This is a genomic window from Paenibacillus vandeheii (assembly GCF_030433635.1).
Lineage (GTDB): Bacteria > Bacillota > Bacilli > Paenibacillales > Paenibacillaceae > Paenibacillus > Paenibacillus vandeheii.
Window position 1 is genome coordinate 1 of the sequence record NZ_JAROCD010000031.1, and the last position, 21,787, is coordinate 21,787.

At 44.1% G+C, this 21,787-nt stretch carries 25 protein-coding genes; 6 read left to right on the plus strand and 19 right to left on the minus strand.

What is annotated here, in order from left to right; translation table 11 throughout:
- Window positions 1-169: 169 nt before the first annotated feature.
- The 13 genes from P5G61_RS31605 to P5G61_RS31665 form a co-directional block, all read right to left on the minus strand.
- Complete coding sequence (locus P5G61_RS31605) at window positions 170-1,207, minus strand: glycine-rich domain-containing protein (protein ID WP_301250086.1); 1,038 nt, start codon at window positions 1,205-1,207, stop codon at window positions 170-172.
- A gap of 141 nt (window positions 1,208-1,348) precedes the next feature.
- Window positions 1,349-1,732, minus strand: a complete 384-nt coding sequence (locus tag P5G61_RS31610; protein ID WP_301250087.1) for a hypothetical protein — start codon at window positions 1,730-1,732, stop codon at window positions 1,349-1,351.
- A 442-nt stretch (window positions 1,733-2,174) separates the two neighbouring features.
- A complete protein-coding gene (locus P5G61_RS31615) occupies window positions 2,175-3,146 on the minus strand; it encodes an aldo/keto reductase (RefSeq protein ID WP_079346518.1) in 972 nt (323 codons plus the stop codon).
- A 24-nt stretch (window positions 3,147-3,170) separates the two neighbouring features.
- On the minus strand, window positions 3,171-3,587 hold the full coding sequence (locus tag P5G61_RS31620; RefSeq protein WP_091033235.1) for a MerR family transcriptional regulator: 417 nt from the start codon (window positions 3,585-3,587) through the stop codon (window positions 3,171-3,173).
- A 349-nt stretch (window positions 3,588-3,936) separates the two neighbouring features.
- Window positions 3,937-4,410 (minus strand): MepB family protein, encoded by a 474-nt coding sequence (locus tag P5G61_RS31625; RefSeq protein ID WP_301250088.1) that lies wholly within the window; start codon window positions 4,408-4,410, stop codon window positions 3,937-3,939.
- A 71-nt stretch (window positions 4,411-4,481) separates the two neighbouring features.
- Window positions 4,482-5,345, minus strand: a complete 864-nt coding sequence (locus tag P5G61_RS31630; RefSeq protein ID WP_301250089.1) for a phosphotransferase — start codon at window positions 5,343-5,345, stop codon at window positions 4,482-4,484.
- Between the two features lie 83 nt (window positions 5,346-5,428).
- Window positions 5,429-5,902, minus strand: coding sequence for an NUDIX domain-containing protein (locus tag P5G61_RS31635; RefSeq protein WP_301250090.1), 474 nt, complete (start codon window positions 5,900-5,902; stop codon window positions 5,429-5,431).
- 24 nt (window positions 5,903-5,926) lie between these two features.
- Window positions 5,927-6,142 carry a hypothetical protein gene (locus P5G61_RS31640; RefSeq protein ID WP_301250091.1) on the minus strand — a complete coding sequence of 72 codons (216 nt, stop codon included), beginning with the start codon at window positions 6,140-6,142 and terminating at the stop codon, window positions 5,927-5,929.
- 455 nt (window positions 6,143-6,597) lie between these two features.
- Entirely contained in the window at window positions 6,598-7,461 is an 864-nt protein-coding gene (locus P5G61_RS31645; protein ID WP_301250092.1) for a DUF4085 family protein, read from the minus strand.
- 186 nt (window positions 7,462-7,647) lie between these two features.
- Entirely contained in the window at window positions 7,648-7,812 is a 165-nt protein-coding gene (locus tag P5G61_RS31650) for a hypothetical protein (RefSeq protein ID WP_301250094.1), read from the minus strand.
- A gap of 100 nt (window positions 7,813-7,912) precedes the next feature.
- Entirely contained in the window at window positions 7,913-8,302 is a 390-nt protein-coding gene (locus P5G61_RS31655; RefSeq protein ID WP_301250096.1) for a hypothetical protein, read from the minus strand.
- A gap of 60 nt (window positions 8,303-8,362) precedes the next feature.
- Window positions 8,363-8,794: an NUDIX hydrolase gene (locus P5G61_RS31660; RefSeq protein ID WP_301250097.1), complete on the minus strand. Its 432-nt coding sequence runs from the start codon at window positions 8,792-8,794 to the stop codon at window positions 8,363-8,365.
- Window positions 8,788-9,105, minus strand: a complete 318-nt coding sequence (locus P5G61_RS31665) for a winged helix-turn-helix transcriptional regulator (RefSeq protein WP_435874313.1) — start codon at window positions 9,103-9,105, stop codon at window positions 8,788-8,790. Before P5G61_RS31665 ends, P5G61_RS31660 begins: the two co-directional genes overlap by 7 nt.
- A 348-nt stretch (window positions 9,106-9,453) precedes the next feature.
- Between P5G61_RS31665 and P5G61_RS31670 the strand changes: the two genes are divergently transcribed.
- Window positions 9,454-10,041, plus strand: a complete 588-nt coding sequence (locus P5G61_RS31670) for an NAD(P)H oxidoreductase (RefSeq protein ID WP_301250110.1) — start codon at window positions 9,454-9,456, stop codon at window positions 10,039-10,041.
- A gap of 209 nt (window positions 10,042-10,250) precedes the next feature.
- On the opposite strand, the gene P5G61_RS31675 is transcribed toward P5G61_RS31670, so the two are convergent.
- Complete coding sequence (locus tag P5G61_RS31675; RefSeq protein ID WP_301250099.1) at window positions 10,251-10,892, minus strand: FusB/FusC family EF-G-binding protein; 642 nt, start codon at window positions 10,890-10,892, stop codon at window positions 10,251-10,253.
- Between the two features lie 632 nt (window positions 10,893-11,524).
- On the minus strand, window positions 11,525-12,505 hold the full coding sequence (locus P5G61_RS31680) for an SDR family oxidoreductase (RefSeq protein ID WP_301250100.1): 981 nt from the start codon (window positions 12,503-12,505) through the stop codon (window positions 11,525-11,527).
- Window positions 12,506-12,725: 220 nt separating this feature from the next.
- Here P5G61_RS31680 and tnpB point away from each other — a divergent pair, with 220 nt between their 5' ends.
- Window positions 12,726-13,064: an IS66 family insertion sequence element accessory protein TnpB gene (gene tnpB, locus P5G61_RS31685; protein ID WP_301250111.1), complete on the plus strand. Its 339-nt coding sequence runs from the start codon at window positions 12,726-12,728 to the stop codon at window positions 13,062-13,064.
- Between the two features lie 13 nt (window positions 13,065-13,077).
- On the opposite strand, the gene P5G61_RS31690 is transcribed toward tnpB, so the two are convergent.
- Both P5G61_RS31690 and P5G61_RS31695 read right to left on the minus strand, forming a co-directional pair.
- Window positions 13,078-13,950, minus strand: a complete 873-nt coding sequence (locus tag P5G61_RS31690; RefSeq protein WP_301250102.1) for a carbohydrate ABC transporter permease — start codon at window positions 13,948-13,950, stop codon at window positions 13,078-13,080.
- A gap of 16 nt (window positions 13,951-13,966) precedes the next feature.
- Window positions 13,967-14,824: an ABC transporter permease gene (locus tag P5G61_RS31695; protein ID WP_371129260.1), complete on the minus strand. Its 858-nt coding sequence runs from the start codon at window positions 14,822-14,824 to the stop codon at window positions 13,967-13,969.
- A gap of 276 nt (window positions 14,825-15,100) precedes the next feature.
- Here P5G61_RS31695 and P5G61_RS31700 point away from each other — a divergent pair, with 276 nt between their 5' ends.
- From P5G61_RS31700 to P5G61_RS31710, 3 genes are all read left to right on the plus strand, one after another.
- Window positions 15,101-16,906: a sensor histidine kinase gene (locus tag P5G61_RS31700; protein WP_301250104.1), complete on the plus strand. Its 1,806-nt coding sequence runs from the start codon at window positions 15,101-15,103 to the stop codon at window positions 16,904-16,906.
- Between the two features lie 232 nt (window positions 16,907-17,138).
- On the plus strand, window positions 17,139-18,749 hold the full coding sequence (locus P5G61_RS31705) for a response regulator transcription factor (protein WP_301250105.1): 1,611 nt from the start codon (window positions 17,139-17,141) through the stop codon (window positions 18,747-18,749).
- Window positions 18,750-18,853: 104 nt separating this feature from the next.
- The gene (locus P5G61_RS31710) at window positions 18,854-20,536 is read left to right on the plus strand and encodes a type 2 periplasmic-binding domain-containing protein (protein WP_293018466.1); all 1,683 of its coding nucleotides are present in this window, start codon (window positions 18,854-18,856) and stop codon (window positions 20,534-20,536) included.
- Window positions 20,537-20,640: 104 nt separating this feature from the next.
- On the opposite strand, the gene P5G61_RS31715 is transcribed toward P5G61_RS31710, so the two are convergent.
- Together P5G61_RS31715 and P5G61_RS31720 are read right to left on the minus strand one after the other, a co-directional pair.
- A complete protein-coding gene (locus tag P5G61_RS31715; protein WP_301250107.1) occupies window positions 20,641-20,967 on the minus strand; it encodes a hypothetical protein in 327 nt (108 codons plus the stop codon).
- A gap of 36 nt (window positions 20,968-21,003) precedes the next feature.
- A complete protein-coding gene (locus P5G61_RS31720) occupies window positions 21,004-21,189 on the minus strand; it encodes an aspartyl-phosphate phosphatase Spo0E family protein (RefSeq protein ID WP_301250108.1) in 186 nt (61 codons plus the stop codon).
- A gap of 163 nt (window positions 21,190-21,352) precedes the next feature.
- Here P5G61_RS31720 and P5G61_RS31725 point away from each other — a divergent pair, with 163 nt between their 5' ends.
- Window positions 21,353-21,598 (plus strand): helix-turn-helix domain-containing protein, encoded by a 246-nt coding sequence (locus P5G61_RS31725; RefSeq protein ID WP_301250109.1) that lies wholly within the window; start codon window positions 21,353-21,355, stop codon window positions 21,596-21,598.
- The last annotated feature ends 189 nt before the right edge of the window (window positions 21,599-21,787 follow it).

Consider the following 21,787-nt stretch of genomic DNA (forward strand, 5'->3'; position numbering starts at 1 on the left):
CTGCTTTGTCCCTTTTGAACGTATGGGTGTTATTTCTTTTCATCGAGATGCTTTTTAAGGGCTTTTGAGACAGCCCCGTTTTTGATTTTTATAATTTTAGGGTTTGCCTTACGGCTTGATGAACACATTCCTGTAACATTGAATCGTATGGATTAGCTTGCATACTTCATTAATCTCCGCCACCACCACAAGATGAACAGCTGGATGAGCTGCAAGAAGAGTCAGAAGATGATCCCGAGGATGATCCGGATCCTCCCGAGGAACTACTACTGTCAGTACATTGATCCGCATAACAGCTGGAACTGCTCGTGCAACCACTGCTTGACGAGGAACCATAGGCTGCCTTTTCCTGTGGAAGAATTTCCTGCTCCAGCCGGCCCATTTGTAGCCCATATGTTGCCTCGTTATGCATGGAGTAATACACCATGGCGCTAGCCATGACGAGAGATACATCGCTACTTCCGGAAGATGCTGGAGATAGCTCTTCTTCACTTAGAGTTGCGGATCTTCGTAGTTGATCAATCAAGTAGGTAATCACCTGAGCAGCTTCAGGATCCTCCTCCATGCGTCTGGCATGAAACAGTTCATTCACCAGTTCAGATTGATCTCCCTGTGTAATCAGCTTCTGTACATCACTGGATAATGGGTAAGTGAAAAAATCACCCCAGATTGCAGCACTATAGGGGGTGAACTCGAATAATTGACAGTACACCCAGTCAAACCATGCACGTGCTCCTGGCGTTTCACGGCGGGTGATTGCCGGTTCATGGTGTACCGTGGAACCCATTAATTCTGCACAAAAATCAACATATGACTTGGTAAACATCAGCATTTCATGCCATAGCTCGTCCACCTCTTCGCTGAACATCGGCACCTGCTTAAGCAATGAAGCCATAATGAAGTATCGCTTAAGCTCTATTAGTTTCCACCGATACTCCAGCGTTTTCATGTGAGGATATTCCTGTTGAATTCGGATCTTAAGTTTGTTGGCAAAATGCTTATTGTAGCTCTTCTCCAATTGAAGAATGGTTTGCTGATAGGAGACTTCTTCTCGAAGTCCAAGATTCAAAGGTACTTTTTGTCGTCTGTACGTAACTTTCGTCTGTTTCCTGCGTCTTCCTGCTGGACGGAAAATCTTGAGCTTACGTCGAACCAAATATGCTGTTACAACCAATAAAACTGCTGCAAGGTAGTAGTAGATCGGCATAATAAACCGCTCCTCTCCGTTGATCTTCTCTATGTAAGGGTTAAACTATCATTAGTATAAATGAGGAACGGCAGTGATTCATAGAGCCCTTTGGCATACATGCCAGGGCTCTAGTTTTGTATATTTCGTTGTTGCTCATTGTTATGACATAGCAACCATTATACTACTTATCAACATCAACAACGTTACGGGCGCCCAGATTCTTCGTTCCCATACACTTCTCGTGATCAGATTTAATATGGTCCCCAGCACCATATAACCAACGATAAACCAAATCGCTATATCTGAGAACGAAGACCATCGAGGCCAAAGCAATCCTGCTTTACTCAGAACAATGATACCCATAAATGCCAAAATCGCGATCTGAACTATGCAGGCAAAACGCATGGAGATGGGGTATTTCCCGGGAAACTTCCCACCCATGGCATACTCCCCCCACGGCACACCTACCGCTAAAGCAACTTGAAAGAGAATCACGATTAGGATCAGGATGGTAAATGCTATTGATGACGTTAATACGATCATAACCACACTCCAGTATTCAAAGTGGCAGTAGAAATCACTCCCATAATAGGAATGCCTTATTTTCCAATCGTAGATCCTTCATTCTCTACAGAAATGCAAACATGATTGTTCTCTAATTTATACAGGATATGGCACTAAATCATACTTCCTTTTTTACCTTTTCGACTCCCCTGCCTGTCCGCTATACAACATTCCGCATGGTCCTACACTCTTTAACCACAGTAACATTCACTAAGTTTGTAATAGCGAAGCCCACCCTCGCAAACATCGTAGCATCCTCATATGATCTATGAATCCACTCGCTCTTTCAACATTCGTGTCTCTCGATTGGGAATTAATACAAATAGAGACTTTCACTAAAGGAGAGTCTCTATTTGTATTCTATATTTGTATTTTACAAAGCAACCACTTCGCTACTGATAACAAGTTATAAGGAAATTATTTACCCATTAAGCTGAGTCATCATTTCTTTCATATATCGTGTTCCATAGACCTCATTTTGGGGACTTACCTTTTCAATGCGAGCTAAGTCATCAGGTGTGAGTTCAATCGTTGCAGCGTTCGCGTTTTCCTCCAAATATTTAATTCGTTTCGTTCCCGGAATCGGCAATGCGTTATTAGCCATTGTCCAAGCTAAAGCCAATTGTGCAGGTGTACAACTCTTCTCCATCGCGATCTCTTTGATTTTATCCACAACTTCTATATTTTTGGCGAAATTGTCTCCTTGGAACCTCGGCATATATCTGCGCAGATCATTAACATCCAAATCTTCGAATTTCCGTATCTCACCTGAGATAAACCCTCTGCTTAATGGACTGTATGCAATATGAGTAATATTCAATTCTCTAGCAGTCGGAAGAATCTCGTCCTCAATATCCCGGCTCCACAGGGAATATTCGCTCTGCAACGCAGAAATCGGATGAACGGCGTGTGCACGGCGTAAAGTGGAAGCCGATGCTTCCGACAAGCCAAGGCAGCGGACTTTCCCCTCTTTAACCAAGTCAGCCATCGCGCCAACAGTTTCCTCAATCGGAATCTGAGGATCTACCCTGTGTTGGTAGTACAGATCAATATAGTCGGTGTCCAGCCTGCGAAGACTTGCTTCTACAGCCTTTTTCACGTAATCCGGATGACCATTCAACGTCTCATAGTTTGGGGTATACGCGAATTTGGTAGCAATAATGGCCTGATCCCGACGTCCCTTCAGCGCTTTCCCCAGTAGTTCTTCATTATGACCATTACCATACACATCTGCTGTATCTAGCAGTGTAACGCCAATCTCCAGCGCGTGATGGATGGTCTTCATTGACTCCTCATCATTGGTTTCCCCATACATCCCCGGAGACATGCCCATAATTCCCAATCCAATCGAAGATACGACTATATCGCTATTTCCCAGCACTCTTTGCTTCATTTCTCCATCTCTCCATCCGTTATATTAGTCCTTACCGATGCTTTCCATTTGATCTAGCAGCTTGCTTTCTGAAGGAAGCTTTCCTGTTTCTATGTCTTCATAGATGGTCAATTTGTTATTTACCGCTGCAAGTGCTTCGGCAATTTCAAGTTGGCGGCGATGTAATTCTTCTTTATATTCGTGAAGGATCGCTTTCCTTTGCGGAATCGTTGAATCACCATCCAGCGCCAGACTAACCATATGTTTCAGTGTAGATACTTTCATACCCGTTGCCCGGAAACAAGACATTAGCCTCATCCAATCCAAATGTTCTTCCTCGAACATCCGATTTCCATGTTGATCCCGTTGAATGTAAGGGAGCAGTCCCTCCTTCTCGTAGTAACGAATTTTATGTGCAGGACAACCCAGCCGCTCCGAAGCTTCTTTTATCGAGAAAGCCATAATGCTGACTCCTCCTTTATGTTCATTTTTGGATGTATTTGGCCGGTTCTTTTACATCCTAAGGCTTAATGTTCACATTAAGGCAAGCACAAATTTCAAAAAAAATTAAATGAACTGACGTTCACTATTTTTAACAAATGGAGGACATAGCACACGCTTCAGTACTGGGAAATAACGAATAGAGGAGATATGTCGAAAAGATGGGTGAAAAGCTGGGATTCGGAGGAAAAGAACTTGGAGAATCTGAGCAAATGTTTCATTACTTTAATTGTTCGGTGCCATAAAGTACCCGAGCCTGATCACAGTTCAACGGTTCGGTAAAAGGTACTTCCATGAAGTATTCCAGTTGCTACTGTTGCGTTTTTTGAGCCTGCTTACTTATTGGCTTGTCCCAAGGCGGATATACACGTATGGCCCGCTTGCCACCTTCGCCTTGATCCGATATGATATCTCGCTGTAACAATACATGCTTTGGAAATACAAATGGACCAAAGTGGCTCCCTGTGCCCGTACTAATGACGTACACATCTGCTGGATCTGATACGTCATATGGCTGTGTCGATCTATCCTCACTCCGCTGCCAGAGGGTAACAAATTGTCCAATCTTGGTTGGCGTGGTTTTGGCGACACGAAATCGAATGGAGAGAGAATTTAAGGTGAACACATACGCCCCGTATTCAGCATTTTGTACTTCTTCATGTGGTTGGGAGCAAACAAAACCACACTTGTCATAGATAAGTTCTTTACTGGCAAGTAAGTCGCCATGAAGCATCTCGGAGGTCGTCCAAGTATTCGGACTATTCAAACTACTTTTGCTATCCAACTTGTGATATCTCTCCTGTCTTGTGTAGTCTGAACTAAGGCATTTGCGATAGCTGTAAAAAGTTTGCTAGTTCAAAGTTCCTGACATAATCGTTTCCATTCATTCCATGCCTCCAAATACTCAGGCAGATCATCAGGATGATGCTTGTTACTCAGCCCAATTCGGCAATACAGATGGACCAGAGCCTCCTCGATCAATTTGGATTTATCCATTTCCACCTGTTCCAGAAGTTCGAACGCAGCAAATAATGTTTCGGTATTGATATCATCCGGCGAGGAGCTAAAAGCATACAAGAAATCATAGAGGATAGGTCCAACCATTGGAGATGGGTCAATGACGCCGATGAGTTCATTTTGATTATATACAAAATTATGAACACCCGTATCGCCATGCAATAGAAACTTCTCATCTTGCTCAAGAAACAGGCGATCTACTATGATTTGAACCAGATTATAATCATCTGTCGTTAAAATACTTCCGATATTCATCTTTGCTTCATGAATACTGATCTGATTGAATTCTTTCCATGTCCTCTGTGGGAACTCTATTCTGCCCCATGATTTCGTATCTGAAGAACGCACATATGTATTGAATAGCTCTTTCACCAGACGAGATAACCAGTCTCTTTTCTGTCCCCGATTGAAATGGGTCGTGCCTTCCATATAGGTATAAATTAAATAAGTGTTATCCGGATCAGTCAACATAACCTCAGGCAGTAACGAAGAATTCTTATACATGTCCAGAAACTGCTGGGCGATGTGAATCTGCTCAGATTCATCCGATTTCAGAATATATTGCTTATTCAGATTCGTACTCAACCGATAAACACGTCCAGCGGTGGTACCTGACAAACTTTGAATTCCAGTGATTTCGTCGTTAATATGATGCATCTTGAATAGGTCATTAATCTCTTTTGTCGTAGGGTTGATTAGCATATGGTTGGTTCTCCTCATATAACTAGGATCTTGATTCATTTGGTAAACGTAAGATGAGCATTAAACTCCAGTTCCAAGCTGGATTATTTTTCAAAATGGGCCCGTTCTTCTTGATTTGAACAAAAAATATAATCTGGATATTGGTTTGCAATGGGTGGGCGCTGATCCTCGGGGAAAAATTGCAGATCCTTCATCTCTTCATTATCAGGTGTGAGTTGTCCAGATTTGATCCTGCATTCAAATACGATAGTCAAATATTCAACCTGATGACCATTACTGTATGTAAGCCGTCTTGCTTCACCCCCGTATACTCCGATAATCTTCTCCGGCTCAACAACTAGACCTGTCTCTTCCAGTGCCTCTCTTACCATTGCTTGAGCCGGTGTCTCACCAAGCTCAATTGCTCCAGCAATCAGCCCCCAGGTTGATTCGTTATGTTTACGACCGAACAGGATCTCCCCTTGTTCATTTCGGATGATCCCAGCTACACCCGGCATAAAAATAAGCTCGTTGCCGATCTTGTCCCTCAGGTTTTTGTAATAGTCTGACATGCCCATACAGGTGTACCTCCGTTTTGCTTTTTATACTTTCTCATCAATAAAATGCTTGCTATCATCTTGCTGCTTATGGTGTTGCTGTTTTTTGATTTCAGTTTTCAAATAATGTACTTCTTGGATTAGTACATCCAGCTTTTTCGATGTTTTAGATGAATCTATGGCATAACGTATTATTGCAGCAAAGATAAGAACCACAATAAAACTTATAAGTGATACGATTAAAGCCCAGAAAAACTCCATATTGTTGTTCAACTCCTTGCTGTCAAAATAATAAGTCGTAAAACTCTTCTGAAAACCAAAACCATATAATCCCTAGGATAACCATAATGGTCCTAGTACTTTTAATATTATCTCTATTTGTTTAGGGATATCCTATTGGGTGGGTTATCTTCAAACTCATGATTCGGTTTTATTCCTCGATATCCTATCAGAACAAATATTTTGTATAAAAGGTCAGGAAAGAAGTAACACGCAATGCCCACGACAAAAACGGGAGTAGATAAATAACCAAAGGTACTGGTGGTTCATTCCATCTCTATATTCTCCAACCTCCTTTTTCCTATTGTATACCCGCCGTACCCATTGTATTTTGATAGCCTGTTTAATTTCCCCACCCAAAATAAAACGGACCATTCCCACACCAAGAACATACTAAAATCGGATAACTTTAATACATGAATTGTGTGGACTTTCACTCACTCTTCCTCTACCAGAATATCAGTACAGCGAACAATCAATTCAGGCATAGGTTCCCCTCCAAAAAGAACGTGTAACTCATACCCCTGATCAATCCGATACAATTCTTGATACAACCAGTAACTGCCGACAATCTCTCCCTCTTGCTTGATGATTTCGGGTTTAATGAGCGTAAGTTTATTTATATTGGTGAAGCCTCCACGGGTGTCAAAACGAATGACAACTTCGTCTCCCGTCAGTAGTTCCGTCACTGTACAATCATGAAATTGAACCCGGCTATGTATTTCACCTGGAATATCCTGTGCCACAATAGCTTCCCTGTATTCTTTCGATACACGTTCCATCTCTTTCCTGTTCTCCGCGCTCTGTTTCTTCAACTGACGCAATATTTCTCTTGTGCAATATCCTAACGTAAACACACGGATATCCGCAATTTGTTCAACGATTTCCTGTGGCAAATTCTCCGCCTTATATTGAATTTTCCATTCCATTGATTCTTTGTACTCTTCTTTGCATTTCTTCTCGTCAAAAGGTGGACGGACATCATACTCCGCAATAAGTTTCTCAATATGCGCTCTCTCTTCCGGTGGCATGTGGAATACCATCTGATCCTCTTCCGTTACTTCTTCCCCACTGAAAGCTTTGTCTACGCGAGTGAGCACTTGACCATCATGCTCTAACATGTAACGGGGGTCCATATTATATAGCTCTCGCTCCTGCTTTACATGCTCTTTTTCCTTTCGTTTATAAAGTCTCCGTAAAAAATTTTCGTCCAACGCATACGCTCCGCTATGTACCCTCAAGCCAAAATGAAGTCCGGTCCGTTGACACAGCTCATACCATTCTTTCGTTAGATATCTCATATGTACCTCTCCTGCTGATTTTTAGAATCTACTTTGCTATTGAAGCGTAGAGCTTTTTAATTTGTGAAGAGAATCTAGCTGCACCTGGAATTCATGTGCGTTTAAAATAAGCTGTTAATTGTTTAGGATGATTTTTGATAATATCATATTCAATGATCGTGTTAGCGATAACAGATCTCGTAAAGCCTAGCACCTCGACACTTCAGAACGATCTCCTTCAACAGGCTCCTCGCCTTCTGGGAATTCTCCATCTGGGTCATCTTCCAATTGATCACTAAATGTTAAGCGGGCCACAACATAGGACATAACCTTGTCCTTGTCTCCGGCCATCTGCTCCATGATCCACTGCATATACTCTTCTTCGGTTGGAGCCTAGACGCCAAAGCCCTCCAGCACATATTTCCGTTCTCTTCAGCCTCAAAGATTCCTTATATTCAACAGACGTACTGGTCTACGCCAAAGTTTGAAAAAATTTGTGTTTTATTTCTTTGTCGTTTCGCACCGCCCATTCATACACAGCTTCTACGCCTGCGGACTCCTGACCTCGTCGAAAATAAAAACATAGATCCATCGGCACTAACCGTTTACCATAAAGTTTGATGCCAATCCGTCTGTAATTCATATAAACACACTCAATCTGAGATGCATCATATCTCTGATGTTTCGTAGAAATCACATGATCGCTTTCCAGCGTAATACTGGGTTTAGTGAAAAATAAACGCCAGATCAGGAAAACGATATAACCCAGAATAAAGGTCAATATAACGATCAGGGAGTACTTCAGAATACCATTTTCATCGTAAATAACATTTCTGAAAAACATAGCTTCAATGACCAACATACATAGTAGGTTCAACAATGCTCTTGGATAAATCGTCTTGTATGTGATAAGTTCCACCTCCTAATCATTCTCTCCATTAATCCGAAGCCACTCGGAAGGGGCTTTTCTGGCAAAATGTTTTCCAACAAAATCCAAAATGTCATCAATTCCAGGCAATGCCGCATTTTCTTTGGCTTCGTCAAACGTCATCCATTGGTACTCGGTATGTTCATGATTTAACAGGACAGGCTGGCTTTCATCCACATATCCTACGAATACGGGAGCAATGTAGATATACTCCTCCATGGGTGAATAATACTGTTCGAATTGATTGGCAGAGTACAAACGGATTTCCGTAATGCCTGTTTCCTCATGAACTTCTCTCAGTGCAGCTTCCCATGCCTTCTCGCCTTTCTCTATCCCACCACCCACATAACACCATTCATGATGCAACATACGACCAGCCCGCTTTAGCATCAGTACATGGTATTGATTGATACTCTTCTTCAACACTCTGGAGAGTCAAAATCCTCCAACACCTTGGACTTATCCCCGTGAACCTTTTCCAGGTGTTCCTCTCCCCAATAACATAAATGGTCCATTGCAGGCTTTAATCCCCAGCCGTATGGCGTTAACTCATACTCCACTTTAGGGGGAACCTCCGAATACACCTTTCGCTGTACGATCTCATCCTTTTCCAGACTTCTGAGCTGCGTTGTTAACATCTTCTGCGTAATGTCCGGTATCAATCTTCGAAGCTCCGAGGTACGTTTCCGCCCTGTCATTAAATGATAAATAATCAACGACTTCCACTTTCCGCCCATCACTTCCAAAGCCGCTTCCACGCCAACTTTATATTTTTTGGGAGCACCTGTTTTTCCATGTTCCGTCAACTTTTATCCCTCCTTTATTAACCTCTCGCTGAGACGAAAACAGTACCTTCATTCTTCTTACCTCTAACTTTATTTATTACTATCTTCCTTCTCTTCATTCGTTATTTAAGCCCCATTTCGAGGCATTAATTTAGGGTACATTGATGTTCCTATGGCACTTCGTTCTTCCTATAGAACATCAAAGTGCGTACTTCCAGATGTTTTCATACCTGTTTATAATAGCATCAGCCATGAAGCATGGCTACAAGACAGCAATGGAGAAAGGTAGTGAAAGAAAAGATGAACGTATTAGTCGTTGTGTCGCATCCGAGACAAGATTCCCTGACCTTTCAGGTTACTAATCGTTTCGTGCAGGGTCTAGCCGAGGCTGGTCACAATTATGAAATATTGGATTTGCATGAGATTGGGTTCAACCCGATTCTCCGTGACAAGGATGAACCAGATTATACTCAGGAGTATCAGGTGTTCTCCCCTGAGATTGAAACGGAGATGGAGCGATTGAAGAAGCACGATGCTGTTGCTTTTGTGTTTCCTCTCTGGTGGTGGCATCTGCCAGCCATGCTGAAAGGATATGTGGATCGTGTCATGAATAACGGGTTTGCCTACGGCGCGAACAAACTTCATCATCAGCAAATATTGTGGATCGCACTTGCGGGCGCGACGAAAGAACAGATGAAGAAGCGTAACTATGATGATTCGATCACGAATCTGCTCAATGTCGGTATTGCCGATTACTGCGGCGTATCTCGTTCCCGGGTTGAATTTTTATATGAAACGCTGGAAGCCCGACCTGAGCATTATGAGACGCTGCTGATCCAAGCGCATCAATTGGGACTTAATTATGCCAACGATCCTTCGACGCTATAAAGGTATTATGGCTCTACATTGATATGACGCCCTGATATAAAGTCTGAAGATCTGAAGTAAGTTCTGTGGCTCGAGATCCTTTTTGTGGTAAATAAATCACGTTAACCATCACGCTGACCTCTCGCGTTTACGGTAAGAAGAACAACTACCCTTTAACATGGCAAAAAGGTCGCTCCGAAGAGCGACCTGTCTTTGTGCCTTGCTTTGCTTTATTTTACTGTCGAGAGAAGAAACTTCTCCAACATGGTGGTATCGGTGATGCTATGGTTACAAGCCGTGTTATCCATACATACGTACTGGGCAACGGATGAAATGTTATCCGGCGTATGGCTCTTGGTCTTCACGTTGAAGAATCCAAGCTCCTGATGGCGATGACAGAACATGCAGTATCCCTTCTTGTTCGTCGCCGTAATTCGCCCCTCAATACCGAGGAACCTGCCTTCATACGGATACACGATGAACAAGCGATCGGTGGCAATGTCGGTCCATCTTAGATAGGTTGTACGCGCGTAATCGATCAATTCCAGATCCGGCACTTTGAGCTTCTTTACCTTGGGAAAAAGCTTCTGAATCTGCTTCGCGGATACTTGCGGGAACGGAATCAGATGTGATTCGAGCCGGTTTAGATACGTCTGCAAGTCATGTGCCGTCTCATACGTCGATAACTGCTCCAGCAGTTCCTTCTGTTCCGGAGTCAGTTCATCAAAGATGTTAACTGCATTCGTGCCAACTGTATAGCGCACAGTTTCCAGTACTTTTCGATCCACGACCGAGCGTAGCGTTTTGAGCAGGAAATCAGCTTGTTTTTGAATATAATTAAATTGGTGATTCTGAATAAATGGTGTTTGCATGGCTTTCAGCCCCTTATTTTTATTGGAAAAGCAAATAAGGTGCAAAGCCTGCGGGGTGAAACGTTATGTTAATGTAGATTCCAGGGCAAACAATCTCATTTTTGTCGCGCCCTACACAAAGTCCGCCCCTATTCAGGCTTTGCGTAAGGCTTTCTAGCGAACGAGCAATCCGGCATCATCCATATTGCCACGTCATAACCCCCAATACGATAGATATATCGAAATTATAGCAGGATTGGGGCTGTGCGGGCAACGATTTTGGAGGAGACAGCAAAAATTTGAAGAAGATTCATCTGCACGATTTCCTTCGCTTTTTTCAGCCTTCCATTTAGAGAAGCCTGAATCATAAAGAGTTCTTAAACGGCTGGAGCTAATCCCTTAGACTAAGAATACAGAAATCTCCAATGATCTTTTTCAAGACTAGGATGAGTTCCTCTTATTATTATTAGTTAGATTATTGGATAATTCAGCTCGTAACTTGGGTAGCAATAGTATGGTGGTCTAAGTGCTATTTTAGACATTGGCCAGGAATGCTCCATATAGACCATCTTTACTTTTTCATTAGAATGATTTACTAGCAATAGCCTTACTTCTAAATTAAATTCATATCTCAAAATGGTAACCCCCTTCCGTTAGGAATTTGTGGATTCTCCCCCATCAACATGAAGAACTTGACCAGTAACAAAACGAGAATCATCAGAAGCAAGATAGACAAAGGTTGGCGCGAGTTCAAATGGATGGGCAACTCGTTCCATTGGATTAAATGCTCCATATACAGCGACTTGGTCTGACGAGAAGCTTGCTGAAATAAGTGGGGTCCAAATTCGGCCGGGGGCGACGGCATTGACTCTGATCCCTTGTTTCACGACATTTTTAGCCAAGGCACGTGTCCAACCAACTATTGCGCCTTTTGTGGCCGTATAATCAATCATTTGCTGCTCACCTACATACGTCACCACTGAAGAAGTGCCAATGATTGAACTGCCTGGTTTTAAATGAGGAAGCGCTGCTCTTGTTGTGTAAAAATGAGAGTATATATTAACTTTAAAGGTATCATCGAATTGCTCATCTGTAATGTCAAGCAGACTTAATTGTTGGAATTGGATACCGACGTGGTTACAAAGAATATCGAGACGTCCAAACGTATTTACTGTTTGCTCTACAATAGAGATACACTGTTGTTTGTCTCGCAAGTCACCAGGCATTAGAACACAACGTTGTCCGAGTTGTTCAATCCTCATTTTTGTTCTATTTGCATCCTCATGTTCATCTAAATATGAAATAGCAACATCTGCGCCTTCTTTAGCAAACGCAATGGCTACTGCTGCACCAATACCACTGTCTCCCCCTGTAATAAGTGCTACTTTTCCTGTTAACTTTCCACTCCCTTTATAGTTCGGGTTTTCGATTATTGGAAGGGGTACCATAAATTTTTCCAATCCGGGATGGCGCAGCTGGCGCTGCTCAGGTAAACTTATCGGAATTTCTTGGTACCGTGTGATTTTCCCATAATTAGGGTACATGGGATAAGGTTGAGTTATCATGTTTGCTTTAAACATTTGTTGCATTTGCCTTATTTGATCTAATTGATCCTTTTGATCATTTTGATCCATGGAAACCTCCTATAGAAATATTTTTTTCTATAGAATGTTTATGTTGTTTGCTACAAATAAAGTAATAAAAACGAGAAAAAAGTTGGTTGCTTTCAACACAGAAGCGTATTCTTCTTCACCGTTACCGATTAAACAGCAGAATCCCGCTTTGGATACAAGTAGGGGCTGCCCGTATTACGGTTCAACCTGGAGTTGAGTCTAAGCTGCTTCGCAGGTCTATCTGGCTTGCAGCTCTACGTACATGCGCAAATCCATCGACGGACTGGCGGCGGTCGTCCAAGAGCAGTTTAAGCAAAATCCCTTCTCCACCGCGCTGTTTGTATTTTGCTATCGCAGGCGGGACAAACTAATCCTGCAATGGGATCATGCCGGCTTTTGGCTTTATTATCATAGTCTGGAACGCGGGACCTTTCAGTGGCCCACTGGCGGCAACTCCCCATTTTGCTTAACGCAGCGGGAACTGCGCTGGCTGCTGATTGAAAATATTCCCACGCAAAAAAGAAGCCACCTCCCTGGCCTTCCCCAGTTCAGTAACTCCTTTTTCACAACCCTATTCTAACCGTTACACTAAACTACTCCTTCACAGCTCCAACCACGATCCCGGTTACAAAGTAACGTTGCAGGAACGGGTACACGAGCAGGATCGGCAATGCGCTGATAAAGATTTGCGAAGCCCGAATGGTCCGTTGAGACAGGTTCGCAACAGCTTCCGGATCAAGCTTCGACATGTCGGCCTGCACGATGATCGTCTGCATGAACGTCGCCAGTGGCAGCTTTTCCGCATCACGGATGTAAATAATCCCGTCAAAGTATGAGTTCCAATGCCCCACCATCATGAAGAGGGACACCGTGGCAATCACGGGTATGGAGACAGGCAAGTATATTTTGATAAACGTTTGAAAATGTCCCGCACCATCGATAAATGCAGCTTCCTCCAGATCCTTGGGAACGGTACGGAAGAAATTCAGCAGCAGAATGATGTTGAACACCGCAACCAAACCCGGCAGGATCAATGCTAACAAAGTATTCATCAGTCCCAGCTTCAGAATCAGGATATACCCCGGAATGAGGCCACCGCTGAACAGCATCGTGATGACAAAATACCATAGATAGATGTTGCGTGCACGGAACACCCGCGTCTCCTTGGAGAGCGCGTATGCTGCAATCGTATTGACGATTAACGCAAGCCCCGTTCCCAGCACCGTCCGCTCTACGGACACCCACAAGGAGGAAAGGAAATTGCTATTGGCAAACGTCTTGGCATACGCCTCCAGTGTAAAACCAATCGGCCAGAACGTAACGAGTCCAGCATTAGCAGGTGCAGTTGAGCTAAGCGATACCATGAGTAAGTGATACAATGGCAGCAAGCAGAGCAGTGAAAGGATGGTCAGTAACACATTGTTGATTATGCTGAATATGCGGTAAGGCATCGTTTTATGATACATGAGTTCGTCATCCTTTCTAGAAAATTCGATATCCGGCGAATCGGTAAGCCAGTCGGTAGGAGATCACAATCAGGATCAAACTAATAACCGATTTGAACAGATTCACGGCGGTAGCGAAACTGAACTGCCCACTTAGCAGACCTTCTCTATACACAAACGTATCTATAATATCTCCTTGCTGGTAAATCAATGGACTGTATAAGTTAAAGATCTGGTCAAAGTTGGCGTTGAGCACATTACCCAGTGCCAGCGTTGCAATGACGATCCCAATCGGAATAAGTGCCGGGATGGTAATATACATCGTTTGCTTCCAGCGTCCCGCCCCATCCACTTCAGCCGCTTCATAGAGTGCCGGGTTAATGCCGGACAGTGCCGCGAGGAAAATGATCGTGTTGAATCCAAACTCTTTCCAGACATCACTCGCAATAATCGTAAACCGGAACCAGCTGCCATCCCCAAGGAAGAAGATCGGCTTGATACCGAATACCGAAACCAGGAACTGATTGACAATACCCGTCTGTGCCAGAATGTCGATCAGAATGCCTGACAGTGTAACCCAAGACAAAAAGTGCGGAAGATACACGAGCGTTTGAATCGTTCTTTTCAGCGCCATCTTCCGTACCTCATTAAGCAATAAGGCGAAGACAAACGGAATGATCAAGTTCATGATGATCTTGGAACAGGCAAAAAACAGCGTATTCCACGTAATTTGCAAGAAATAATCATTTTCCCACATGTATCTGAAATGCTTCAGTCCGACCCATTCGGAATCGAAAAATCCAAGTGCAGGTTTATAGTCTTGAAATGCCATCAAAATCCCGGACATCGGAATATACGAAAAAATAAAGACCATAATAGCCGCCGGCAACACCATCAAGTGCAGAATCCATGGTTGTTTATAGCGTTTTTTTGTTTTTCTGTTCGGCTTGCTCCCAATGTCCGCCTGAGGTACCCGGTTAGCTTCCATATTAGCCTCCATAGCGCGCTCCTGTTCCCAAAAAAAAGTTTTTGTGTGTAATGGGGATCTCTGATATAAATAGTATCAGGCATTTCTCAGGTCTGACTATATAACATTGTTAGGCTTCATAGTGTTTTGTTAGGAATATCATCTGAAGAGGTTGTTTACACACGAATTTGAAGGAGACACTTTATGAATATATGGAAGCGCTTTATATCATTTGGAAGAACGTCCAGATCCCGGTTTAGTCTGTTTGCCAAAATAAACTGTTTAATTGTGGTCCTGTTCATCCCCATTATTATCATGTATACCTACTCGAACAACGTCACTTATGATGTTGTAAGCAAAGAGCTACAGGTTTCCAATACGAAGCAGCTCACGTTTTTATCCAGTCAGATCGATTCCCGCATTAATCAGATGATGGATTTCAGTCTTATTCTCTCCAGAGATCCCAATGTCAGAGCATTCAATGGCTTGAACATTTGGAATGATCGATATGACAAGATGCAGACCCGATATGTCATTCAGGAAAAACTGATGCTACAATCCGGGGTTACCGATATATGGCCTACCCGATATGCGGTGCATTCACAGCAGAACCAAGATGTGATTGCCAACTACAATAGAACAACAGGGTATGATGAGAATTACCTGAAAAGAAATATGAGCGGACAATGGACGTATGGTGATGGTTCCGAGTCCAAAGAGGATATGCAATCTTTTTACTGGTTCTTTACGGATTCCTTGGCCCAGCCGGGCATGTTGACGGGTAGCAATCTGGTGATCGAAGCCAGCTTCAGTTATGAGAACATTCAGAACATGCTGGATACGTATAAGGAAGGTGGACAAGGTGATCCTTTCTTCTATCACAAAGGAAATTCGCCCATTCTAAACCGCAGTGCAGACAAGCAGCTATCCGAGGAACTCATTCGTTATCTGGATGAACACTCGTCCGAGGATACCACACAGGATGTCGTCAAGCTGAACGGGAAGAAGTATCTGGTTAGCTCGGTGAAATCCTCCTATCTGGACTGGCATTTGGTCGACGTGGTACCACTCTATCAGATTCTTCAACCGATATCGCTCAGTCGGAACTTGTTCTATCTCTTTATGATTCTGCTGTTCGTGGTGGGCATTTCCGCTTCGATTCTGTTATATAGAAACATTCAATATCCGATCAAAAAGCTGATCCAGGGCTTACGCCGCGTGCAGCGTGGAGATTATTCCGTACGTCTGCATAGCAAGGATCAGAATGAGTTCTCGTTTTTGTTCCATCGATTCAATGATATGTCCCATCAGATTCAAGACCTGATCGAGAACGTATTCCAGGAAAAAATCAGGGCCAAGGAAGCTACGCTGAAGCAGTTACAGGCGCAGATCAATCCGCATTTTCTATATAATTGTCTTGGCTATATCATCAACATGGCCCAGATGAAGGACGAGCAAGCCGTCGTCTCCATGGCACATAACCTAAGTGCCTACTATCGTTATACGACACGAGTGGAGCGAGAGACATCTTCTCTGAAGGAAGAAATCAATCTACTTATCAACTATTTGGATATCCAGAAGCTGCGTAATGGACGAATCGAATACCACATCGACATCCCTGAGGATATGCTTGCCCAGTCGGTACCACGATTAATGCTGCAACCGATTGTGGAGAATTCAGTCATTCACGGCGTGGCGAAGTCGTATTCATCTGGTGAAATTCGAATTACTGGCGAGAGCTCAAACGGGTTCTGTAAAATTTACATCGATGACGACGGACCCGGCTTGAGCCCGGATCAGCTGGAAGCGTTGAATCTTAAAATGCAGCAGCCGCTGCAGGAGGAAATGGGCTGTGGCCTATGGAACACGAACCAGCGGATCATGCACTTATTCGGCAATCAATCCTACCTTCTATTCGGACCTTCCCCTCTCGGCGGATTCCGAACCGAAATGATCTGGGAGATGCCGAAAGAGGATACTGATTCAAGTGAAAATACCGATAATAATTGATATCGATACTAACGATAAATTGACGATTTAATTTTGAACTAACCATTTGCACGTGAACGTAGAGGACAGAAAAAACCTGAAGAAGCGGAGCGTTCGCCTTTATCCCCAGATTTTCACCTTTTGTAAAAGTAAATCAAAAAATCTGGGGGTAACAGCGATCGGAAGGTTGTTCTGTCATCGGAGTGGCAAGTGTGAATATGCCTTAGTTCAACCACCAAGGGAGACAAACATCATGCAAATGATCATCGTAGACGATGAAGCACACTGGGTAGATAACCTGTCCATGACCAAACCGTGGCATACGCTGGGGATCGAACATGTGCACAAAGCATACTCGGCACACGAAGCACTTCAACTGATCGATACCCACCCTATAGATATTGTGATCTCGGATATTCAAATGCCTGAAATGACAGGTATTGAACTGATCGAACGGATCAGAATCCGTGACAAAAAAATAAAGTGTATCCTTTTATCGGGACATTCCGAATTCGATTACGCCAAAAAAGCCATCCAGTTCGAGGCCGTTGATTACTTGCTGAAGCCGCCAACAGACGATGAATTGATGGGTGCCGTTCAGAAGGCCATCGATCAATTAAACACCGAATGGGAACTCGTAAGCTCACTGAAACGAACCCAGTTTACCCTGCGGGAGAATCTGCCGCATTTGCGGGGTCGGCTACTGCTTGAGGCTTTACAGGGACATCGAATTGCCTCCAGCGAATGGGCACGGAAACTTGCCAATTACGATCTGCCCTTCTACGCCGGGGATTGTGCGTTAATGCTTGTACGTATGGAAGAAGAATTCGGCCAATATGACAACAACGATCACACCTTGCTTGAATATGCGGTTATCAATATGGCGGAAGAGATTATGGGTGAGTTTATGGAAGTGTGGGGCGTGAAGGAGGAGCATGGATATCTGGTGTTTCTGCTTCAACTGAAGGAGAACGATACCGACATTGGTAAAGAAACCATACTGGAGAAGCTTTCCGTACAGCTTCAGTCCAAAGTTAAGCAGTTCCTGAAGGGTTCCCTATCCATCGTCATCACCGAGTGGTTCGCATTTCCCGATCAGCTATATGATCGTTTTCGGCAGGCCTCCGCTTATTTCCGGCAAATTGTCGGCGACGAGCGTGAATTCGTGATGAGAGTCAGTGACGTGGAGACTCCGTCGGCACAAGGTCCGCTGGATGTCCTGTATACCCCACCCACTTTCATTCATCTGTTAGAGAGTGGTCAATGGGATGCGGCAGAAGAAAAAATACTAGCAGTCTGTGCGGAGCTGGATGAGAAATGGTCGGAATCGTGGGAGCATTGTATGGAGGCTGGTTTTTTAATTACGGCTTCGTTCACCAATCTCGCACACCGAAACAAGCTGACTTTGGCCAACTTAATGGGTGACGATATCGAGTGGTTGCAGAGCGGAGAGGCTTTCACCACCATCAGTAAACTGCGCAAATGGTCGCTTAGTGTGCTTGGCAAGCTCAAGGAAGGCACGTCCAACGAGATCAAGGACATCCGTTCCGAGTATGTGAAGAAGATTCAGGATTTTACGGATAAAAACCTGCATTTGGATGTTTCTTTGCGTGTACTGGCCGATCATGTTAATCTGCACCCGACCCATTTGTCCAAGATATATAAGATTGAAACGGGTGAAGGCATCAGTGATTATATCTCGCGTCTGCGTATGGATCGGGCCTGTCACAAGCTGGTTACGACGACCAAAAAAGTATATGAAATCAGCATGGAGATTGGCTATATGGACCCGGCTTATTTTATTAAAGTGTTCAAGCGCCAGTTTGGCGTAACGCCGCAGGAGTACCGAGACAATCATAAATAACATAATAGAGTCCTATCGAAACTAACAAACTCATATAGATGCCCTCCCGTCCAAATTGGTACAGTTACACTTGTAAAGATCATACATCGTAGGGGGATTGAACAATGATCAAATTCAAAACATGGTGGTCACTGCTCATGGTTATCGCGCTTATCACGATCACTGCGTGCGGCAGTGGCGATACAGCCAGTGACAATGGTACCAAAGATGATACACCGGCGACCGTCGGTTCAGCTGAAGCAGAAGCTGCTTTTGCCAAAGGAAAATACGACCCACCCATCGAATTCAGTTCGGTATTGATGCCGAAGAAATACGTGCAAGGGGATACCAAAGAAAATAACGTGCACGATCGCTGGATGCTGGAAACGCTGGGTATGAAGCATAAAGATACCTGGTATCCGGCCAATGACGATCAATACAGACAAAAGCTTCAACTGGCTATCGCCTCTGGCGAGAAACTGCCTGATTTTGTGTCCGTACCGACCAATGCGGTATTGACCAATCAGTTGATCGACTCCGGTCAATTCATCGCCATCGATGAGTTGTTCGACAAGTACGCGAGTCAGACCCTGAAAGATCACGCAGCAGCACATCCTGAACTGTGGTATCCGTTCACTAAGGACGGCAAGAAATACAACATGCCGATCATGGAGTATACGGATAACGACGATACACTGCTCTGGCTCCGAGAGGACTGGATGGAGAAGCTGAACCTGGAAGCTCCGAAAACCATTGCAGACCTTGAGAACATCATGGACAAATTCAAAAACGAGAACCCGGATGGCCTGTCTCCTGACAAAGTATTCCCGCTGGCGATCTCGCTGAAAAATAACACCAACACCTGGATGGGCCAACTCGACTGGTTGTTCGGGGCATACGGCACAATCGAGGAGCAATGGAACAAAGACGCAAACGGCAATCTGGAGTACGGCTCCGTTAACCCGGGTGCGAAACAAGCCCTTGCCAAGCTGGCTGAATGGATGAACAAAGGTTATATCCACGCCGACTCCGCCCTGTGGGACGAAGGTAAATCTGCTGAAAGCTGGACGAAGGGCCAAGCAGGCATTCTGCCTGGCGCAAACTGGGTACCCGACTGGCCGGCACCTGACCTGCTGAAGAACGTACCTGGCTCAAAATATAAAGCTTACCCTGTTCCGGCTGGCCCAGACGGCAAGATCGGTACGAAGTGGCAGAACTCTGGTGTCAACGCAAGTATCATGATTAACAAAGATGCGAAGCATCCAGAAGCCATCTTCCTGTACTACAACTACCTGCTCGATAACCTGGCTAACCCGGCTGCGGGCAGTGAGTATGAATACGGCTTCGCCAAAGGTTACGACTGGGATATCATTGACGGACAACCGACCAGTGACAAAGAGAAGATCAAAGACTTCTCCAACGAATTCCCTTTCCTGACCGGCCCAGCACGTATCCCGGATCTGTACATGAAAACACTCGTGAAGCTGGCCAACGGCGAGAAGCCTGAAACACCGTACGAGAAACAAATGGCCGAATTCCGTAAACCGGAAAACTGGTATGCAGGTAAAGTCGTTATGTCCCAGATCGACATCCGTAAACAAAACTATTTCACTGGCGCAGCCACACCAACCATGGTATCCAAATGGAACCTGCTCCGCCAGTCCGAGATGGAAACCTTCAACAAAATCATCTACGGCCAACTGCCGGTTGATGCCTTTGACCAATTCGTCGCCAACTGGAAATCCAATGGCGGAGATCAGATCACGCAAGAAGTGAATGATTGGTTTAAATCGGTGAGTGCGAAGTAAGAATTGGATTTTGGAAAAGTAAAGCATTAAAACCCGAGCCGAAGCGATAGATTTACGCTTCGGCTCGGGTTTTTAAGGTAGAGATCGGGATCGCTTCCCCTGACCTATGGGTTCGCGTTAGATGGTTGATGAGCTTTTGTATTGATCTCCTCCGACATCGATTGACCTAGCAAGGAAACTGTGAGCTGAATGCCGTCCCTCAGTCCTTGCATGTACAACCGTTCATTCTCTATGCCTTTGCTGACAATATAACGATTCTCCCACTCCGCATATTCCACTGTCTGCTCGGTATCCTTACTAGCAAACAAGGCTTCAAACGCTTCGTCGGTTTCCCCACGAATTCGACTCAGTTCTGGATCATGCTCGATCCGTGAAGACACCTCATCCAGCCTTGCCTGAATAGCTCGTAGCATCCACGGTGGAAAATCCATTTCTCATCCTCCCCTACACTTTATGTACCTCACTCATCATCGTACAACTCGGTTATGTCTCGCCTTCATTTCACCCACTTGGGCGACCAGTTCATCCACCCTTCGGCTCTGTTCTTGCACTTCGGGGTTGTCCCATAACGGAATCGCCTGCTTCAAGGCTGCCTCTCCAAGCTGATTAAGCTTACGCCGCTCCTCTTCCAATAAGTCAAGCAATCGGCTCATACATCCACCTCTCTGATGGGTCTAAACTGCACCATGTCTTGTTAATGCTAGACGTGAGCAGTCATTTTAATGCGATTATCGGTTTATTTTATTTTAATTCGATATCCGCATTAAAACAACCATTATTTCTCATACAATTTGGTTGAAATGAGGGGTGTACATAATGAAGCATAGACAAGAACCACCTGGAGACAAAAATATAATCGGCTCCCGAGTCGTAGCTATCCGTAAAAGCAAAGGAATCAAACAACGAGAATTCCTCGCCAGACTACAAACACTGGGCTTGGATATCAGTCAGACCAGTCTTTCACGTCTGGAGGGTCAATATCGTCTTGTTCAAGATTATGAAGTGGTGATGATTGCGAAGGCTTTGGAGGTTTCTGTGGGGTATTTGCTTGGGGAAGAATAAATCATCTTACAATTTAACCTATATATTTTAATTCTTCTAAACAAATGTAACGCATGATATCCAAGACTAATATCACTTAGATTATAAACCTTCCAGCATTTATTTAATAGAAAAAGGGGCTGTCCCATAAGTCATAAAATTGGCTAGGGACAGCCCTGTTTTCCAAATTGTAAAACAAAAAGAAACCGT

Excerpts from the sequence above, each read along its gene's own strand:
- P5G61_RS31705 (WP_301250105.1), top strand. The coding sequence starts at position 17,139 with ATGCAAATGATCATCGTAGACGATGAAGCACACTGGGTAGATAACCTG.
- P5G61_RS31645 (WP_301250092.1), bottom strand. The coding sequence starts at position 7,461 with ATGAGATATCTAACGAAAGAATGGTATGAGCTGTGTCAACGGACCGGA.
- P5G61_RS31695 (WP_371129260.1), bottom strand. The coding sequence starts at position 14,824 with ATGGTGTTGCCGGCGGCTATTATGGTCTTTATTTTTTCGTATATTCCG.
- P5G61_RS31605 (WP_301250086.1), bottom strand. The coding sequence starts at position 1,207 with ATGCCGATCTACTACTACCTTGCAGCAGTTTTATTGGTTGTAACAGCA.
- P5G61_RS31620 (WP_091033235.1), bottom strand. The coding sequence starts at position 3,587 with ATGGCTTTCTCGATAAAAGAAGCTTCGGAGCGGCTGGGTTGTCCTGCA.
- P5G61_RS31615 (WP_079346518.1), bottom strand. The coding sequence starts at position 3,146 with ATGAAGCAAAGAGTGCTGGGAAATAGCGATATAGTCGTATCTTCGATT.
- P5G61_RS31635 (WP_301250090.1), bottom strand. The coding sequence starts at position 5,902 with ATGGGCATGTCAGACTATTACAAAAACCTGAGGGACAAGATCGGCAAC.
- P5G61_RS31670 (WP_301250110.1), top strand. The coding sequence starts at position 9,454 with ATGAACGTATTAGTCGTTGTGTCGCATCCGAGACAAGATTCCCTGACC.
- P5G61_RS31690 (WP_301250102.1), bottom strand. The coding sequence starts at position 13,950 with ATGTATCATAAAACGATGCCTTACCGCATATTCAGCATAATCAACAAT.
- P5G61_RS31700 (WP_301250104.1), top strand. The coding sequence starts at position 15,101 with ATGAATATATGGAAGCGCTTTATATCATTTGGAAGAACGTCCAGATCC.
- P5G61_RS31715 (WP_301250107.1), bottom strand. The coding sequence starts at position 20,967 with ATGGATTTTCCACCGTGGATGCTACGAGCTATTCAGGCAAGGCTGGAT.
- P5G61_RS31630 (WP_301250089.1), bottom strand. The coding sequence starts at position 5,345 with ATGCTAATCAACCCTACGACAAAAGAGATTAATGACCTATTCAAGATG.
- P5G61_RS31710 (WP_293018466.1), top strand. The coding sequence starts at position 18,854 with ATGATCAAATTCAAAACATGGTGGTCACTGCTCATGGTTATCGCGCTT.
- P5G61_RS31720 (WP_301250108.1), bottom strand. The coding sequence starts at position 21,189 with ATGAGCCGATTGCTTGACTTATTGGAAGAGGAGCGGCGTAAGCTTAAT.
- P5G61_RS31725 (WP_301250109.1), top strand. The coding sequence starts at position 21,353 with ATGAAGCATAGACAAGAACCACCTGGAGACAAAAATATAATCGGCTCC.
- P5G61_RS31610 (WP_301250087.1), bottom strand. The coding sequence starts at position 1,732 with ATGATCGTATTAACGTCATCAATAGCATTTACCATCCTGATCCTAATC.
- P5G61_RS31680 (WP_301250100.1), bottom strand. The coding sequence starts at position 12,505 with ATGGATCAAAATGATCAAAAGGATCAATTAGATCAAATAAGGCAAATG.
- P5G61_RS31675 (WP_301250099.1), bottom strand. The coding sequence starts at position 10,892 with ATGCAAACACCATTTATTCAGAATCACCAATTTAATTATATTCAAAAA.
- P5G61_RS31650 (WP_301250094.1), bottom strand. The coding sequence starts at position 7,812 with ATGCAGTGGATCATGGAGCAGATGGCCGGAGACAAGGACAAGGTTATG.
- P5G61_RS31665 (WP_435874313.1), bottom strand. The coding sequence starts at position 9,105 with ATGGGCGGAAAGTGGAAGTCGTTGATTATTTATCATTTAATGACAGGG.
- P5G61_RS31655 (WP_301250096.1), bottom strand. The coding sequence starts at position 8,302 with ATGTTGGTCATTGAAGCTATGTTTTTCAGAAATGTTATTTACGATGAA.
- P5G61_RS31640 (WP_301250091.1), bottom strand. The coding sequence starts at position 6,142 with ATGGAGTTTTTCTGGGCTTTAATCGTATCACTTATAAGTTTTATTGTG.